Source organism: Paraburkholderia sp. A1BS-2L, from assembly GCF_051125205.1.
GTDB lineage: Bacteria > Pseudomonadota > Gammaproteobacteria > Burkholderiales > Burkholderiaceae > Paraburkholderia.
Window position 1 is genome coordinate 131,680 of the sequence record NZ_CP120432.1, and the last position, 16,152, is coordinate 147,831.

Annotated in this window: 12 protein-coding genes; 9 read left to right on the top strand and 3 right to left on the bottom strand. The window is 58.9% G+C overall.

What is annotated here, in order from left to right; genetic code table 11:
• Positions 1-595 precede the first annotated feature (595 nt).
• From P5W98_RS34435 to P5W98_RS34445, 3 genes are read left to right on the top strand one after another with little or no spacing between them, the layout of a single operon-like run.
• Positions 596-1,837 (top strand): TolC family protein, encoded by a 1,242-nt coding sequence (locus tag P5W98_RS34435; RefSeq protein WP_421028998.1) that lies wholly within the window; start codon positions 596-598, stop codon positions 1,835-1,837.
• Positions 1,827-2,936 (top strand): efflux RND transporter periplasmic adaptor subunit, encoded by a 1,110-nt coding sequence (locus P5W98_RS34440; RefSeq protein WP_421028999.1) that lies wholly within the window; start codon positions 1,827-1,829, stop codon positions 2,934-2,936. The genes P5W98_RS34435 and P5W98_RS34440 overlap by 11 nt, the downstream gene beginning before the upstream one ends.
• On the top strand, positions 2,933-5,980 hold the full coding sequence (locus P5W98_RS34445; protein WP_421029000.1) for an efflux RND transporter permease subunit: 3,048 nt from the start codon (positions 2,933-2,935) through the stop codon (positions 5,978-5,980). The genes P5W98_RS34440 and P5W98_RS34445 overlap by 4 nt, the downstream gene beginning before the upstream one ends.
• 555 nt (positions 5,981-6,535) lie before the next feature.
• Here P5W98_RS34445 and P5W98_RS34450 read toward each other — a convergent pair.
• Positions 6,536-7,716 (bottom strand): IS3 family transposase gene (locus P5W98_RS34450; protein WP_421023114.1). Its coding sequence is split into 2 segments (ribosomal slippage): positions 6,536-7,464 and positions 7,464-7,716, totalling 1,182 coding nucleotides; the frame shifts between segments, so codons are not numbered across the junction.
• A 239-nt stretch (positions 7,717-7,955) separates the two neighbouring features.
• Here P5W98_RS34450 and P5W98_RS34455 point away from each other — a divergent pair.
• From P5W98_RS34455 to P5W98_RS34470, 4 genes are read left to right on the top strand one after another with little or no spacing between them, the layout of a single operon-like run.
• On the top strand, positions 7,956-8,201 hold the full coding sequence (locus tag P5W98_RS34455; protein WP_421029001.1) for a hypothetical protein: 246 nt from the start codon (positions 7,956-7,958) through the stop codon (positions 8,199-8,201).
• 13 nt (positions 8,202-8,214) lie between these two features.
• Entirely contained in the window at positions 8,215-8,478 is a 264-nt protein-coding gene (locus P5W98_RS34460; RefSeq protein WP_421029002.1) for a hypothetical protein, read from the top strand.
• 22 nt (positions 8,479-8,500) lie between these two features.
• Positions 8,501-9,406, top strand: coding sequence for a hypothetical protein (locus P5W98_RS34465; RefSeq protein ID WP_421029003.1), 906 nt, complete (start codon positions 8,501-8,503; stop codon positions 9,404-9,406).
• Entirely contained in the window at positions 9,384-10,100 is a 717-nt protein-coding gene (locus tag P5W98_RS34470) for a class I SAM-dependent methyltransferase (protein WP_421073405.1), read from the top strand. The genes P5W98_RS34465 and P5W98_RS34470 overlap by 23 nt, the downstream gene beginning before the upstream one ends.
• Positions 10,101-10,283: 183 nt before the next feature.
• On the opposite strand, the gene P5W98_RS34475 is transcribed toward P5W98_RS34470, so the two are convergent.
• On the bottom strand, positions 10,284-12,251 hold the full coding sequence (locus P5W98_RS34475; protein ID WP_421029005.1) for a hypothetical protein: 1,968 nt from the start codon (positions 12,249-12,251) through the stop codon (positions 10,284-10,286).
• Between P5W98_RS34475 and P5W98_RS34480 the strand changes: the two genes are divergently transcribed.
• Positions 12,208-13,460 (top strand): IS3 family transposase gene (locus P5W98_RS34480; RefSeq protein WP_421024845.1). Its coding sequence is split into 2 segments (ribosomal slippage): positions 12,208-12,493 and positions 12,493-13,460, totalling 1,254 coding nucleotides; the frame shifts between segments, so codons are not numbered across the junction. The two genes, P5W98_RS34475 and P5W98_RS34480, sit on opposite strands and share 44 nt — an antisense overlap.
• A 492-nt stretch (positions 13,461-13,952) precedes the next feature.
• A complete protein-coding gene (locus P5W98_RS34485; protein WP_421029110.1) occupies positions 13,953-15,056 on the top strand; it encodes an IS5 family transposase in 1,104 nt (367 codons plus the stop codon).
• Positions 15,057-15,506: 450 nt separating this feature from the next.
• Here P5W98_RS34485 and P5W98_RS34490 read toward each other — a convergent pair whose 3' ends face one another.
• Positions 15,507-16,013: a hypothetical protein gene (locus P5W98_RS34490; RefSeq protein WP_421029006.1), complete on the bottom strand. Its 507-nt coding sequence runs from the start codon at positions 16,011-16,013 to the stop codon at positions 15,507-15,509.
• Positions 16,014-16,152: the final 139 nt, after the last annotated feature.

Here is a 16,152-nt window from a genome sequence, read left to right on the forward strand (position 1 = left end):
ATCGCATCGATGCGCTGGCTGGCGACGGGCGCTTGCCGGCCATCATCAGCCATTCCTCATCGTGCTCACACCGCCATTCGAGCGACCGGGCCGCACCTGAAAGCGGGCTGTCGGCTGGTGATGACAGATTCAAGTCTCGTCCTTTCCGGAAATAGTTGGGCAGGCGCCGAAGAGCGTCCGCCTTGAGTGGTGGTTGGCGTTGAGCCCTCAGTCCGGCCATCGTTAGGGGGCGACCCATGCCTTGCAAGGTCATTCCTGTTTCTTCCATGGTTGTTCCGAGACTGCCAGGCTCTATTTCGTTTCCGCTCATGCATAATTTCTGCCGACATGTTCAGGCTTAGCTAAGCAAGTTCCGGCAGAATAGCCCGCGTCCAGATACGAGTCCCTCTGTGACTTTGCACTCGCGCCGCTTCCCGTCAGGAGCCTAAATTTGCAAACTGTTCACGCTGCCTGTCGCGCGTCACTTCGCGTCCTCGCGCCGATGTGCGCGCTCTTCATCGCCAGCTGCGCCTGGTACCATCCCGAACCACTGTCCGTGCAACTTACGTCGACATCGGCTCGCTCACTCGAACGAATTCGGATTGACCCGGCGACGATGCCGCTGCCGGAACTGGCCGCACATCGCTTCGATCCGTCCGACGGACTCGATATCGAGGAAGTCGCGATGCTGGCCGTCGCGAACAATCCCGATCTGAAACTGGCTCGTGATGATCTCGGCATCGCCCGCGCACAGGCATTTTCGGCAGGTCTGCTGCCCGATCCGCAACTGAGCGTCTCAAGTGACTATCCCGGCGCTGCGGGTTTCTCTCGCGCGTTCAATTACGGCTTGAGCATGGACGTGATGGCGATCGTCACGCGCGCCGCAAACAGGAAGTCGGCCGATGCGACGGTCGCCAAAACCGATCTTGGCCTGCTGTGGCAGGAATGGCAGGTCGTCGCTCAGGCGAAGCAACTGTTCCTGAAGACTCGCCTCCTGGACGAGACATTGCCGTTGCTGGGGCAACAGCGCGACCTGACGCGCACGCGTTACGAACGGATGGCCGAAGCGCGGCGTGAGGGCAATCTGACGGAAGACACCCTGACAGCCTCGCTCACTTCATATAACGACGCCCGCAAGCAATACACCGACGCCGAGCGCTCGGCGGAGCAGACCCATCACGATCTGAACGCGCTGCTCGGACTCGCCCCCGATGTGCACCTGCAGCTCACGGGTGACGACGACGCAACGCCGGTGGCCGATGCGACTATCGACGAGGCCGCCGCTTCGTTGCCGAAACGGCGCCCCGATCTGCTTGCGCTGCAGGCGGGCTATCAAGCACAGGAACAGAAGTATCGCGCGGCGATCCTGAGCCAGTTTCCGAGCCTGTCGGTCGGATTCGTCCGCGCACGCGATACGTCGGAGATCTACACGAGCGGCTTCCAGATCAATCTGAGCCTGCCGATCTTCAACCGCAATCAGGGCAATGTCGCAATCGAAAAAGCCACTCGCCAGCGGCTGCGCGACGAATACCAGAATCGCCTGAACCAGGCGTACGCGGACGTGGCGCACCTGCGCGCGGACAGCGCGATTCTCGCGCGCCAGCTCGAACAGACCCAGGCTGCGCTGCCCGGAGTCGACAGCGACGCGCGGCATGCCGCGCAAGCGTATGCCGATCACAATCTCACGATCGGCGCGTACGCCGATGCACAGATCGCTGCGCTTTCGAAGCGCGTTGATGTCGCGACGCTGCACGAATCGCTCGCCGAACAACGCGTCGGTCTGCAGGCGCTGCTCGGCAGTGCGATTCCCGACGCCTTCTCCTCCGATCAGACTTTCACCGAAACCCATGCGAAATAACCGATTCTCCATGCCGGTCCGGCGCGTTGCGGCATGCAGCGCAGCCACCTTCGTTGCTGTCGCGGTCGGCTGGAGCCTGCCCGCACATGCCGACGACACGCCTGACGCCGCGGTCGCAACGGTCCAGACCGCGCATGTCGAGCGCGGCACAATTGCGCAACCGGTGCGTGCGTACGGGATCGTCGCAGCCTCGGCATCGAACGTGACGACCGTGAACCTGCTCTACGTCGCGCGGATCGTGCAGATGCGCGTGCAACCGGGGCAAGCGGTCAAGCGCGGCACGCCGCTTGTCGTCGTCCAGGCCGACCCAGCCGCCGTTGTCGCCGCCAGCCAGGCGAAAAGCGCACTGGCGCTTGCGCATGGCGAACTCAGCCGCACGCAATCGCTGTATGACAAGGGCCTCGCCACTCAATCGCAGCTTGCCGCCGCGAAGAAGGCACTGCTGGACGCACAGCAGGCGCTCGATGCCCAGGCCCAGACGGGGATTGCCGCGGGCAGCAGGACGATCGCCGCGCCGGTCGACGCGGTCGTGCTGCAGGTGTCCGTCGCGCAAGGCGATCAGGTGCAGGCCGGCGCCGCAATCATGCAGTTGGCCGTCGCGGCGAGCGGCGAGGACGCACGCGCGAACGTGATGCTCGGCATCGAACCGGCGGATGCCGCCGCCGTTCACATCGGTGACGCCGTCACGCTGCACGGCCTGTCCACCGCGCTCGCGAAGGCGGCGGTGACGGGGCGTGTGGTGATGGTTGGCGCGTCGGTCGATGCGCAAAGCCAGCTCGTCAATGTCGGTGCCAACGTGCCGGTCGGCCCGACCGCGTTCATCCCGGGCACGCGGGTGCGCGCCGATATTGCGACGCTCACTGGCGAGCACTGGGTCGTTCCGCGCTCGGCGGTATTGACGGATGAAAAGGGTGAATATGTGTTCCAGATCACGCCGGATCGCAAGGCGCATCGCGTCACCGTGGTCACGAAGGTCGAGGACGGCAACCGTTACGGCGTCGACGGCATGCTCGACGGGGCGCGGCCGCTCGTCGTCAGCGGCAACTATGAATTAAAGGACGGCATGGCTGTGCAGATCGCCGGGAGCGCGGCACGATGAATTTCGGTCAATGGATGCAGAAGCACCGGCGGTCGCTGCTGTTCGTGATTGCGCTCGCCGCGATTGCCGGGGCGATGACGGCATTCCGTCTGCCGATTTCGCTGTTTCCGAACGTCGCATTTCCGCGCGCCGTGGTCTCGCTCGACGCCGGCGATCGCCCTGCCGAGCAGATGGCGACGCTTGTCACGATGCCCGTCGAGGAAGCGCTGCGCCGGGTGCCGAACGTACGTGACGTCCAGTCGACGACGAGCCGCGGGTCAGCCCAGATCTCGATCAATTTCGACTGGGGCACCGATATGGCGCAGGCGACGTTGCAGGCGCAATCGGCAATCAGCGAGATTCTCGCGACCCTCCCGCAGGGCACCTCGATGCAGGTGCGGCGGATGGATCCGACCGTGTTCCCGGTGCTCGCGTACAGCCTCACGTCGAAACAGCAGTCGCCGTCGGCGCTGCGCGATCTCGCACAGTTTCAGATGCGGCCGCTGCTGTCGTCGGTGGCAGGCGTCGCGCGCGTCGACGTGATGGGCGGCGCACAGGACGAATTCGAAGTCGCAATCGATCCTGCGCGCCTGGCCGCGTACAAGCTGTCGTTAGCCGATGTATCGAAGGCGATCGGCGCGAGCAATGTGCTGATGGCAACGGGCCGCATCGAAGATCATTACAAGTTGTATCTTGTGATTGCGGACGCGACGATCACCCGAATCGACCAGTTGAAAGATGTTGTTGTATCTGCAACCGGTGCGACACAGATCCGCCTCGGCAATATTGCATCGGTCCGCGAAGGCGTGACACCGCAATGGATGCGCGTGACCGCCGATGGCCAGGATGCTGTGCTGATCAATATATTCCAGCAACCGGGCGCGAACAGCGTCGCGATGGCGAAGGAGATCCGCGCGAAACTCGCGGCGTTCCAGCATCAGATGCCGCCGGGCGTGCATCTGTCCAACTGGTACGATCAGAGTGAACTCGTGATTGCGTCGGCCGGCAGCGTGCGTGACGCGATCCTGATCGGCGTTCTGCTCGCCGCGTTCACACTGTTCGCGTTCCTGCGCAACTGGAAGATCACCGCGATCGCGGTAGCGGTCGTGCCGGTCGTGATGGCCGCCGCGATCCTGCTGCTCGACGTGTTCGGCATGGGCTTCAATATCATGACGCTGGGCGGGATGGCGGCAGCGGTTGGCCTCGTGATCGACGATGCGATCGTGATGATCGAGCACATCACGCGGCGGATGCGCGAGGCCGGCGCTCAGGCGTTCCACGGCCGCGTGATGAGCGCGGCGCTCGAATTCACGCGGCCGCTGGCCGGCTCGTCGGCCGCGACGCTGATCATCTTCGTGCCGCTCGCGTTTCTGTCCGGCGTGACCGGCGCGTTCTTCAAGGCGCTGTCGGTGACGATGGCAAGCGCACTTTTCATATCGTTTCTCGTCACATGGCTCGCGGTGCCGATTCTGTGCGATCGCTGGCTGAAGGCGAAGGACGCCGAGGAGCACGCCGAGTCGCGCTTCGCGCAATGGATGAACCAGCGCTACGCATATTTGATCGAGCACGTGACCGCACGGCCGCCGCTCGTGCTGATCGGACTGATTCCGCTCGTGATGGTCGCGACGTTTGCATTCACCCGTGTCGGCAGCGGCTTCATGCCGACGATGGACGAAGGCGGCTTCGTGCTCGATTACCACACGGAACCGGGCACGTCGATCACCGAGACCGACCGGCTGATGCAGCAGATCGAAGCGATCATCCGCGCGAATCCGAATGTCGCCACCTATTCGCGCCGCACGGGTGCCGGCCTCGGCGGCGACCTGAACGAGCCGAACAAGGGCGACTTTTTCGTGCGGCTGAAGTCGGGCGATCGCGAGCCGATCGAAACCGTGATGGAAGAGATCCGCTCGAAGGTGGAGACGCAGGTGCCGGGCGCCAGCATCGAGCTGGCTCAATTGATGGAGGACCTGATCGGCGATCTGACCGCGGTACCACAGCCGGTGCAGATCAAGATCTATTCGGACGATCAGGACACGCTCGACACGACTGCGCAAAAGGTCGCAGCGCGAATCGGCAAGATTCCCGGCATCGTGGACGTGGACAACGGCATCAATCCGGCCGGCGACGCGCTCGAACTGCGCATCCGGCCCGAAGCCGCCGCGGCGGAAGGCATGGACCCGCAGTCGATCGCGCAGGTAGTGTCCGACATGGTCGAAGGGAGCGTCGCGACGCAGTTCCAGACGGGGCCGAAGACGATCAGCGTGCGCGTGCGCGTCGCGAATGCAATGAAACTGACCGATACGCAACTGGGGCAATTGGAGATCCGCGCACCGGATGGCCATCTGTTTGCGTTGAATCGCGTTGCAGACCGCGTGTCAGTGTCCGGCCAGCCGGAGATCAGCCGGGACAACCTGAAGCGGATGGTCGCGGTGACCGCGCGCATCGACGGCCGAGATCTCGGCTCGACGATTGCCGACGTGCAGAAGGCACTCGGCGAGTCCAGCCTGTTGCCTGCCGGCGTCTACTACGAACTGGGTGGCCTGTATCGGCAACAGCAGATCGCATTCAAGGGCCTTTTGACGGTGTTTGGCGCGGCGATCGCGCTCGTGTTCGGCCTGCTTCTGTTCCTGTACGAGCGTTTTCGCGTCGCGCTTGCCGTAATGGCGATGCCGCTATTGGCGGCGGGCGCGGTATTTGTCGGACTCTGGGTGAGCGGCATAGAGCTGAACATCTCGGCGATGATGGGCATGACGATGATCATCGGAATCGTAACCGAGGTCGCAATCTTCTATGTATCGGAACTGCAAGGCCTCGTGCTCGACGAAGGCGTTCCGTTCCGGCAGGCGCTGATCGAAGCGGGCCGAAACCGGCTGCGCCCGATTGCGATGACGACGATCGCCGCAATTCTCGCACTGCTGCCGCTCGCATTCGCGTTGGGACAGGGTTCCGCGATGCAGCAGCCATTGGCGGTCGCGATCATTTCCGGGCTGATCGTGCAATTGCCGCTGGTGCTGCTTGTGTTGCCGGTGCTCCTGCAATTGCTGATGAGAAAAACAGAGTGATCCCGGCGCCTGAAGGGCGCACGAATGTCTCAGCGGGGATGTTGGCTCGGAACCGCATCTCCAGTTCGCAAAGCGTCAAATCGATTATTGCGCATTGACCGTAGCTGGCAACATGCGAACGGTTGTTCCGGCCGATTTTCCATCGATCGCGGCCGCGTAATAGCAACGGCCGGTGTAACTTGGAAGCGGCCGTTGCATTCAAGCCAAGGCGAGCGGCCGGAGCGGGTCGGCTTCGGCCCTCCGATCTCGGGGCGGCATCGCCGGCGCACTTTCAAAAGCCTTTTCGGCGCTCCCACTTGTGTCAAACTCTTTTATCGCGAGATGCCGATACCAAAGGTGTTGGATTGTCATTGTGTCAAACTTTATTTCGTCAGAGCGTGATCAAGCGTTCCGCTAAGTGACTGATTATGTGACGTTCATGGTGTCAAACTCTTTTGTGTGTTCACAACACGTACAAATGCGCTGCATGCGGTAAGCGTGGTGAAGAACGCCTCGATGGTGACTTGCATGACGGCGTGAGGTTCCCTCGGTTTTTCGCCTTCCAGAGGCCCTTGGTTATGCAGCCGCATCCTTGGTCTGCTGAGCTTTGATCCAGTTTTGCAGGAACTGATCCGGCGATATGAAGCCGAGCGACGAATGACGACGACTGCGGTTATAAAACACTTCGATGTATTCGAACAAGTCCGTCATCGCTTCCTGATGGGTACGGTATCGCGTAGCATGCACCCGTTCGTTCTTCAGGCTGTTGAAGAAACTTTCGGTGGGGGCGTTGTCCCAACAATTTCCCTTGCGGCTCATCGAGCAGTGCATGCCGTATTGCGCCAGCTTGCGCTGGAAGTCGTCGCTGGCGTATTGGCTGCCCCTGTCCGAATGAAGCAGCGCGCCGGGCTCGGGCCGGCGTCGAAACCACGCCATCGTCAGCGCGTCCGTCACGATGTCAGCCGTCATGCGCGGCTTGATCGACCAGCCGACGACCTCCCGGTTGAACAGATCCAGCACGATCGCAAGATACAGCCAGCCCTCATCGGTCCAGATGTACGTGATGTCCGACGTAAAGACCTGATTCGGCGCCGTCGGCGTGAAGTTGCGAGCCAGCAGATTTTCTGCAACCGGCAGCTTGTGCTTCGAGTCCGTCGTGACGCGGTAACGGCGCTTGTGACGGGCCCGGATGCCATTGTCGCGCATGAGCCGCTCAACCCGCTCCTTGCTGGCCGGGAAGCCGCGTGCGCGAATCTCCTCGGTCATCCGTGGCGAGCCATAGGCGCCCTTGACCGCAGCATGGATAGACCGGATCAGGGCGAGCAACTGCGCATCTGTGAGCCGCTTGCGCGCGGGCGTGCCGCCGCGCTTCCACGCGCGATAGCCATTCAGACTGACCGAGAGGACCCCGCACAGCGCCGACAGCGGATAGTGCCGGCGATGCGAATCAATCCAGGCGTACTTCACAGGAGGTCCTTCGCGAAGAACGCCGCCGCTTTTTTTGCGATTTCAAGTTCCATCTGCAGACGCTTGTTCTCAGCCCGCAGGCGAGACAGCTCCATCTGCTCTGGCGTGACAACCTTTGCCCCCGCGCCATTGAGCGTGCCTGCCTCATCGGCCTTGACCCAGTTGCGCAGCGACTGGTGTGAAATCCCCAGTTCACGAGCAACGTCCCGCGCGCCTTGCCCGTCCTTCACTCGCTGTACCGCGAGCGTCCTGAACTCCGCGGTGTATGCCTGCTTCGGTATTTTGAACATCGATTCTTTCCTTCCTTCGGGTCGAGTTTACACACGACCTGCTGGAAGGCGAAATTTCAGGGGAAGCTCAGCGAGGCGTCCACCTGTGCGTCGTGTGGTGCTCCGGTGACGCTCGAATGGGACGGTGGCGTGACGTTCGAGACTCCGAATACCATTGCCGACGACGCAATCGAGCGTGCTCGCCGCCGCAAGTAATTGGACACAGGAAAATTTCACATTGATCGGCTAACGAGATTCAAATGAAACGAGAAGAAGAATTCAACGTCCAGACGGACAAGCAAGAGTCACTTTGCGAACGGATCGACGTACTGTACGCGAAGGAGATCGCGGCACTGCCAACGGACACCTCCCCGTACGTCAGCTATTTTCGTGAGGGCGGCCGGCTGATTGCGACAGTCACGTTCGTCTACGCGCAGTCGAGCCAAGAAGCTGAGTTCGAGTACAAAGACGGCGTTTGGAAGCGATCGCGGGACTGGAACGACTGATCGGAATACCACTATGAGCGATATCAACGAACATCGATGCGCCGTTTGCTTCCGGTTGGAAGCAGGCGATGAAGACCTGATAGTCCACGGACACAGCAATGGATCATGGAACGTCTCCAAAGGGAATGGCAGGCTGCTCGCCGCAGCCGGATCGGAGAACGCCGAGCCGCCAACGATCGTTAAGATCGGTCAGTCCGATAGTGTCGGACAGATTGAGCCGGATGTGATCGAGTGGGCGACCACGCGTTACAAAACGGTTCAAAAGAAGCCGTGGTAGTGGCATAGGAAAACGGGGTGTCGTGGACCACACGATACTGCGCCGACAGTTTGCGTGCCCCGGCGGCGCCGCGCCGCGACACTCCTCCTGTAATATCAAATGGAGTGAAACTACATCGTTGGTCGGTAAGCGGGATGTTCGAGATCAAGCAAGCCGAGTTTTACGGATCTTATATACTTACGCGTCCGCGCATCGGGGCGCGAACCTGAACGAAAACCAAAAGACACATCCAAGAAAAATCAATGTCCAGAACATCTCGCATGGCGCAGATTATCCTGCAGATCCTGCGGAACGCATTGCGCTAATCCATACTGGGACGTCTATGAGGCCTATTCTCAACTGGCTCGCTGCGGCGGCTTCTCTCATTGGGCTGTTTTTCACTCTCCGACCACCAGCAGCATCTCTCACTAACACACAAATTGGCTTTGTCTTTCTGACGGTGTTGGTATTCGGTGCCGTCGCCATCGCGGATATTCGTGAGGAGCGTAAGCGAGCCGCGAAGCAATATAAGAATACTAGCGCGATCAACGACTACATGTATGCGATCCTGCGCAGCAGTGGAAAATGCGAAATTTGCTCTCGTGACGCTAGCTGGATTTCCGAACAGCGGATCTACTCCCTACTTGAGAACAAGGCTCGCCGTGGGGAACTGACATTCTTGGTCCATCACAGCACGGAACAGGTCAAAGCACTCGGTGCGATCGGAGCGGAAATAATTGAATACAGCGCCTTCGGATTCGAGCCAGTGACCCGCTTCACGGTCGTGAATGCAGGCAATCATGCCTCTTCGTACGTGGCTGTAGGTCGCAAAAAGCCCAACGAGCCGCACATTATTGAGGAACTTGACTCGTCGCATCCAACATATTCGATGGCACACGATCTCATTCGCTCCATTAGGGCCGCCAATGATAAGTTTAAGAAAAACTAAAAGCTTGTCGCGTATTAGGCGCGAGTGGGATGCAATCGCTGCGTTGCGGGAGCAACAGATTTCCTCAGGCAAAGATCACAGCGCCAATTTTGTACTCGCGCCTGCAATACTTGACGAGCTAACGGACGTCGACTACTTGGCAGACATCGGCTGCGGCACCGGTTGGCTCACTGCCCGCGTCGCGTCGCGAGCCAAAATCGCTGTCGGATTAGATCCAAGTCATGAGTCAATTGCAATTGCGCAGATGCGTCATGCAAGTCCTTCCATAACCTATCATGCCGAGAGTATCGAAGAGTATGCGCATCGGCGTTCGCGTTCGCGTTTCGATGCCGCAATCTCAAACATGGCAGCGAGTAGCGCGCCCGATTTGGAGACTTTTTTCGCCGCATCACGCCGGATACTGAAGAGGGACGCGTTATTTATCGCCACTATTCCGCACCCTTGCTTCTGGCCTTTATATTGGGGGTACGCATCCGATCCCAAGTTCCGCTACGAAAAGTCGTTCGCGGTAGAGGGCGAATTCAAAATCCGCAAGCAAGCTAGTGATATGCTTACAACGCATTTCCACCACCCGCTTGAGCGATACATGTCCGCTCTCGCGAGCGTCGGGTTACCTGTGACTAAGACGCGAGAACTATCAGGCCGAGGATTTAAATTTCCCAGATTCCTGCTTCTCACCTCTCGTGCGGTCTAAAAATTCATTCCCCCGATGCCACGACGATGCGCGTAACGGCTCTAGTCGCTTACGATGTTGCTGGCAGTCCGCCGATCACCGTATTCCGCGGCTTCGCGAACGACATGAGCTTGTCGTGGCGCCGTCTGATTTCAATCGTGCTTGACGCGGACCTCGGTGCGGTAACGCGCCAAACGGCTAGAGTCACTCAGTCGGATTTAGCGGCTTAAGAATACGCCCATCGATCTCACGCAAAGTATGTGGTAAGCCCTTGAGATGCAGTTTCAAACGCTGACGGTCTTCGCTTGTGAAGAATATTACCTGCTGGTCGAACTTCCCTGCGTGGGACGCTTGTTCGAGCAAAGCTCTGAAGCTCACGTCTCGGGTACTTTGCTGTCGCGGTTCGTCGAATAGCACGCAACCAGGGTGCTGAGTGTGGTTATCGCGCGAGAGTTCGAGCATGCCGTAGAGGTAGGACCAAATTGTGCGGATGAGGTCGCTCGCAGAGATGCTAGTCTGCAGATCGAAGCCGTCGTACTCCGGGCGATAGGCGTCGGACGACAGATCCACTTGGTCCGCGGAAAGGCTTTTGAAGCCATAGTTGCCAAGCTGCGTCCGAATAGCTGATCCCCATTGGTTTAGCTTCGCGCGGTCGCCGTCGGTGATGTCGGCTGAGGGCAACGCAGCAAGGCCTGTTTCCACGGCTCTCCAATCCTTTGCCAAATTGGAGAATGTCTCAAATTCGACGGCGACGCGTTCGGAGAGAATTTCGTCTTGACGTAAAATGTTTTCGAGCTCAAAACGCTCTTGGACTGCGGCTGCGGATGGAGCACGGTCGTCTTCTATCAGAGTCTTCCGTAGTACGCGGACTCTTTGACGGAGCCGATTTAGGTCGTCGCGCGTGGCATGCATCTGCTGGCGTCGAGCTTCAACCAGCTTTGTTGCGCTCGCTTCCATCGCCTGGAACGTTCGGAGCTGTTCAGACAGGAATTCGATGTTTTCATCAATCGGCATAACTTCTTGTTCAGGAGACAACTGAACAAGGGCTCCCGAAAGGTCTTGATGGCATACGGGGCAATGATCGGCTTCAACTTCCGAATTCCTGCGGGAACCTAGAGCCTTCAGCGTCTTCACGTCTTTATTACGCTGGATATCTTCGCGCAGGACTGTTATACGTCGCTCAACCTGGCCCAGCTCATGAGTTTCTGTATTTAGGATATCGGACAAGCGATTTACCAGCGCTTGTCGTTCTTGAACTGCGCTTTCGGCAGAAGCAAGTTCACCCTCAAGGGCCGGGGCTGCGTCGGCTACCCGAGGAATTTCACTCCTTTGAAGTTCCCGAAGTCGACTGGTCTGGTCTTTGACGCGCTGGTCAATTGGGATCAATGTATCTTGATGTCGAACCATCAAAATTGGGTGGATCGCGGGTGGCCAAGCTGAGACAGGCTGTCGAGGGAGGCCTTGGAATACTCCATTCACGGAACTGGCTAGGGCGGACAGGCGACGCGCCTGTGCGGCCCAGCTGGACTCCAATTGAGCCTTCTTCAGGCGAAGTTCCTGCCTTTTGACCGCGTTGCGATGCGCATCGAGATCAAGCAGGAATTCGACCGCCCGCTTGTGGGGTTCACGGATGCGGAATTGCCCAGGAAGCGGCGGCTGGATCGTCGACCACCCGCGCATTTGCTCGACGACGAAATATGGGAAAATACATTGTAGGTACAGAGGAACTGTATTTCCATCGAACGTCTGGACGTCAGGTAGTTCCCATCCTAGAAACTCTGCGAGGTAGCGGTGGAAGCCCAGCTCGCGTGTCGCTGCGCCTGCTCGACTCACGAAGAAGTCGGTGGAAGTAAATGACCTATCACTCGTAGTGAGCGCGGGGCCGTGAATAACGGTAATTAGGTTTTTGTCGCGGGTACCCTTAATGGTTCGCTGAATTGTTATCAGCTCTCCCTTCTTGTTCTCAATCTCCAGAAACACTTCGGATTGGAGAACATGGTGCTCGTCTTCGTTATTCTTGAGACTTGCCTTCACCGCGGGCGGCAGCGGCAACTCCTGCTGAGTAGTAAAGTGGACCCCGAGTTTGAGACGGTAGTTTAAGCTGTCGTCCGCGAAAGGATGGCAGAGAATGAGCGAAGGAAAAAAACGCAGGGTGCACACGCCGGAATTCAAGGCGAAGGTCGGCTTGGAGGCGGTACGCGGGGTGAAGACGGTCAGCGAAATTGCGCAGACATATGGAGTGCATCCGGTACTGGTCGGGCAGTGGAAGAAGGAGATTCTGGAGAAGGCAGGCGCCCTGTTCGAGGTCAAGCGCGGCCCCAAGCCGGTGGACGAGAACAGCAGCGAGGACCGGTTATACGGCGAGATCGGGCGACTGAAGATGGAAGTGGACTGGCTTAAAAAAAAGTTGGGGGAGTAAGCAAGGAGAAGCGCCTGGCCTGGATCGAGCACGGTGATGTCCGGCTGCCGCTGACGCGCCAGTGTGAACTGGCGGCCGTGCCACGCGCCACGGTGTACCGACGACTGGACGCGGCATTGCGGCAGGCCCGTAAGGACGAGGAAGACCTGAAGCTGCGCGCGCTGATCGACGAGGAATACACGCATCGCCCGTTCTACGGCTCCCGGCGCATGGTGGTGTTTTTGCGTGGTCGCGGCTGGCGCGTTAATCGCAAGCGTGTGCAACGGCTGATGCGCGAGATGAGCCTGGCGGGCATGGCCCCGGGGCCGGCGACGAGTCAGCCCCACCCGCAGCACAAGGTTTATCCCTACCTGCTGCGCGGGGTGGCGGTAACGCGGCCCAATCAGGTGTGGTCCACGGACCTCACGTATATCCGGCTGGCACGCGGCTTCGCCTACCTGGTCGCGGTCATCGACTGGTACTCGCGGCGGGTGCTGTCCTGGCGCGTGAGCAACAGCATGGACGCCTCATTTTGTGTGGACTGCCTGGAAGATGCGCTGCGCGAGCATGGCAAGCCCGATGTGTTCAACAGCGATCAAGGCGCCCAGTTCACCAGCGATGCCTTCACGGCCGTGCTCAAACGCGAGGGCGTGGCGATCAGCATGGACGGACGCGGGCGGGCGTTGGACAACATCTTCGTGGAGCGACTGTGGCGCAACGTGAAGTATGAAGATGTGTATCTGAAGGGCTACGCCAACATGGGCGAGCTGATGGTGGGATTGGCACAATATTTTGCATTCTACAACGCCGAACGCCCGCACCAGTCGCTGGGATACGCAACTCCGGATCAGGTCTATCGCCTGGGTGTCGGTGGCGGCGCCCTGATCGTCGATAAATATGGCCACACGGATGAAGGGCCGGGAAAGGAATGCAGGACGGGGCAGCGCCGGGCAGCTGTGCAGTTGGACGCGATTACAGCTTAAATCAAGCAGAAAAGTGTCTTGACTGACGGGTCCACTTTATAGTTCCAAGCATAGCTTCCATGCCGAGTGCTATGAGTATAGAACGCACGCATGTCGACTTGCCCATGGAATTGTCTGCCCAGACAACCACAAGGCCGTTTGGGAACGTTAATGTGGTCCCATACGGACCATCTGAGGTCGCGAGCATGATTTTTAGACAACGGAAGCGCATGCTAAGACCTCACCCCGAAAATTTCATTTATTAGCTTCTCGGTTACTTTGTATCGGATGGAACTGGCAAAGCACTTTTCGCCTAATAGGAGCGATTGATCGCTTTCAATTTCTTCGGCATAAGCCTTTCCCAAAGCTGTGAGCTCGACGTGTCCCCCGCCACATCTACGGATAAGGCCATCGCCGATGCCTAGCAGGGTGTTGAACTTCGATCCCGTGTAAACGGGGTTCCGGGGCCACGCGTTATGGATATCGTGTTCATGATCTTTGGCAGTGAATTCGATGCGCGGAATGGATGAGATGCAGGAAACCCTCTTCACGACGGTCAAGCTTGAGGACTTCGTTCCAGCCGACCATCCGTTGCGCCCCATCCGGTTGCTGGTCAATCAGGCTCTGAAGCGACTCAACGGACTGTTCAGCGTCATCTATGCGGACAGCGGTCGGGCCTCGATTGCACCGGAGAAGCTGGTGCGTGCGCTGCTGTTGCAGGTGTTCTATTCGGTGCGCAGCGAGCGCATGCTGATGGAGCAGATGCAGTACAACCTGCTGTTTCGCTGGTTCGTCGGACTGGCCATCGAGGACACGGTGTGGAATCACTCCGTCTTCTCGAAGAACCGCGACCGGCTGCTCGAGCATGAAGTTGTGGAGTCGTTCTTCACGGAAGTCATGAGGCTCGCCGATAAACAGGGTCTGCTGTCCCGGGAGCATTTTTCGGTCGACGGTACGCTGATTCAGGCATGGGCGAGTCACAAGAGTTTTCGCCGTAAGGACGGTTCGGACGATCCGCCGGCCGGCGGCGGGCGCAACGCCGAAGCCGACTGGAAGGGAGAGCGGCGCAGCAATGAAACGCATGAGTCGAGCACCGATGCGGATGCGCGCCTGTTCAAGAAGAGTAAGCAGAGTCCGGCGATCCTTTGTTACCAGGGGCATATCCTGATGGAGAATCGCTCGGGGCTGGTGGTCGGTGCCGTGGTAAGCCATGCAGATGGCTTTGCCGAGCGGGCCAATGCGTTGCGACTGCTTGACTGCGTGCCGGGCACTCACACCAAGACAGTCGGTGCCGACAAGGCGTACGACACGCATGATTTCGTAAACGATTGCCGAGTGCGAAATGTGACCCCGCATGTCGCACGCAATGATGCCCGCCCGGGTGGCAGCGCGATCGATGACCGTACATCGCGGCACGCGGGATACCAAATGAGCCAGGTCATCCGCAAGCGCATCGAGGAGCATTTCGGCTGGGGCAAGACGGTCGGCCGTATCCGGCAGACCGTGTATCGCGGCATCAAGCGGGTCGACCAGCACTTCAAGCTCACGATGGTGGCGAGCAACCTTACGCGCATGGCGCGAATAATGGACGCGGTGCTTACGGGAGCGGTGCGATGAGCCGCCGTAGCGCACGGACTGAGGCGCATGGCACCGCCGCGCAGGCGCGTTGCCTGCACAAACTGACTGGCGCAGCTGGATTTCAGCTGAAAATCGCACGCGAAACACTCCTGAACATTGCTTCGGTCTTCATGACGAGGCACTTTTCAACAGCCTGCTAGGTCGATTGCTCGATTCATGGAAGGCTCAAAGCGGACGAGCAGGGTCTCTGGCGAAGTTGTTCCGGTTGTTGCGGCATGAAGCGCGTCGCGATGTGCAGGGTTTCGTATCGCCCAGTTCAGCACGTGCAGCTTAGTGAGGCTTGACTTCCCACCTCGGCAGCACTTCGAAAGCAACATAACAAGCAGAGCGATTTTCCATGTCGTACGGAGATCACCTGGGATAGCAATCGGCCGTTGTCGAAAGAGAAACGAAATGTCTAGCTCAGAAATGTCAAATTCGTCAGGAAGCTCAGACACTGCTTTTCTCCGGGAAGTCTAGCGGGCAGCGAAGGAGCCAATCGGAGAGCGCCTCGTACGCAAGCGTCTCTGCAGAAAAGGCGTGTAGCGCCTTAACCTCCTTCTGAAAATCACTCTTCACGTCATCGAGTGCTGATTTCAGCGATGTGGTCGAGTTGTTCCCGAGGACGCTGGACATTGCCAAAAAGCCCTCTCGATGCAACTTCGTTTCGAGCACGCGCTCATAAATTTCTGGATATTCCCGCAACTGATCGAGTACGTCTTGACCGTCTACGTACCACTGGAGGACTTTCGTTCGAAATGCTATGCGCGCCGCTTCCGTCGGAAGTGTTGGCAGTTTCTGTAGCTTTGAATCGAGGGTTGCCACCAGCACGCTGTTTTTTTCCGACCAGTCTTGCAGTGCAATCGCGCTTGCAGGCTGTGCCTGAATCTTAAGTTTTTCGGACGTGACATTTAGAAGCTTGTCGCGCTCGACGGCAAAGTCTTCCTCCTGCGACACCTTAACTCGGAAAGACTTGTCGACGTACGGAAGGTTAGCGTCAATTACTTCCGCAGTTTTGGTCGCCGCGTGTGCTGAGCTTCCCCTGAAATTTCGCCTTCCAGCAGGTCGTGTGTAAACTCGACCCGAAGGAAGGAAA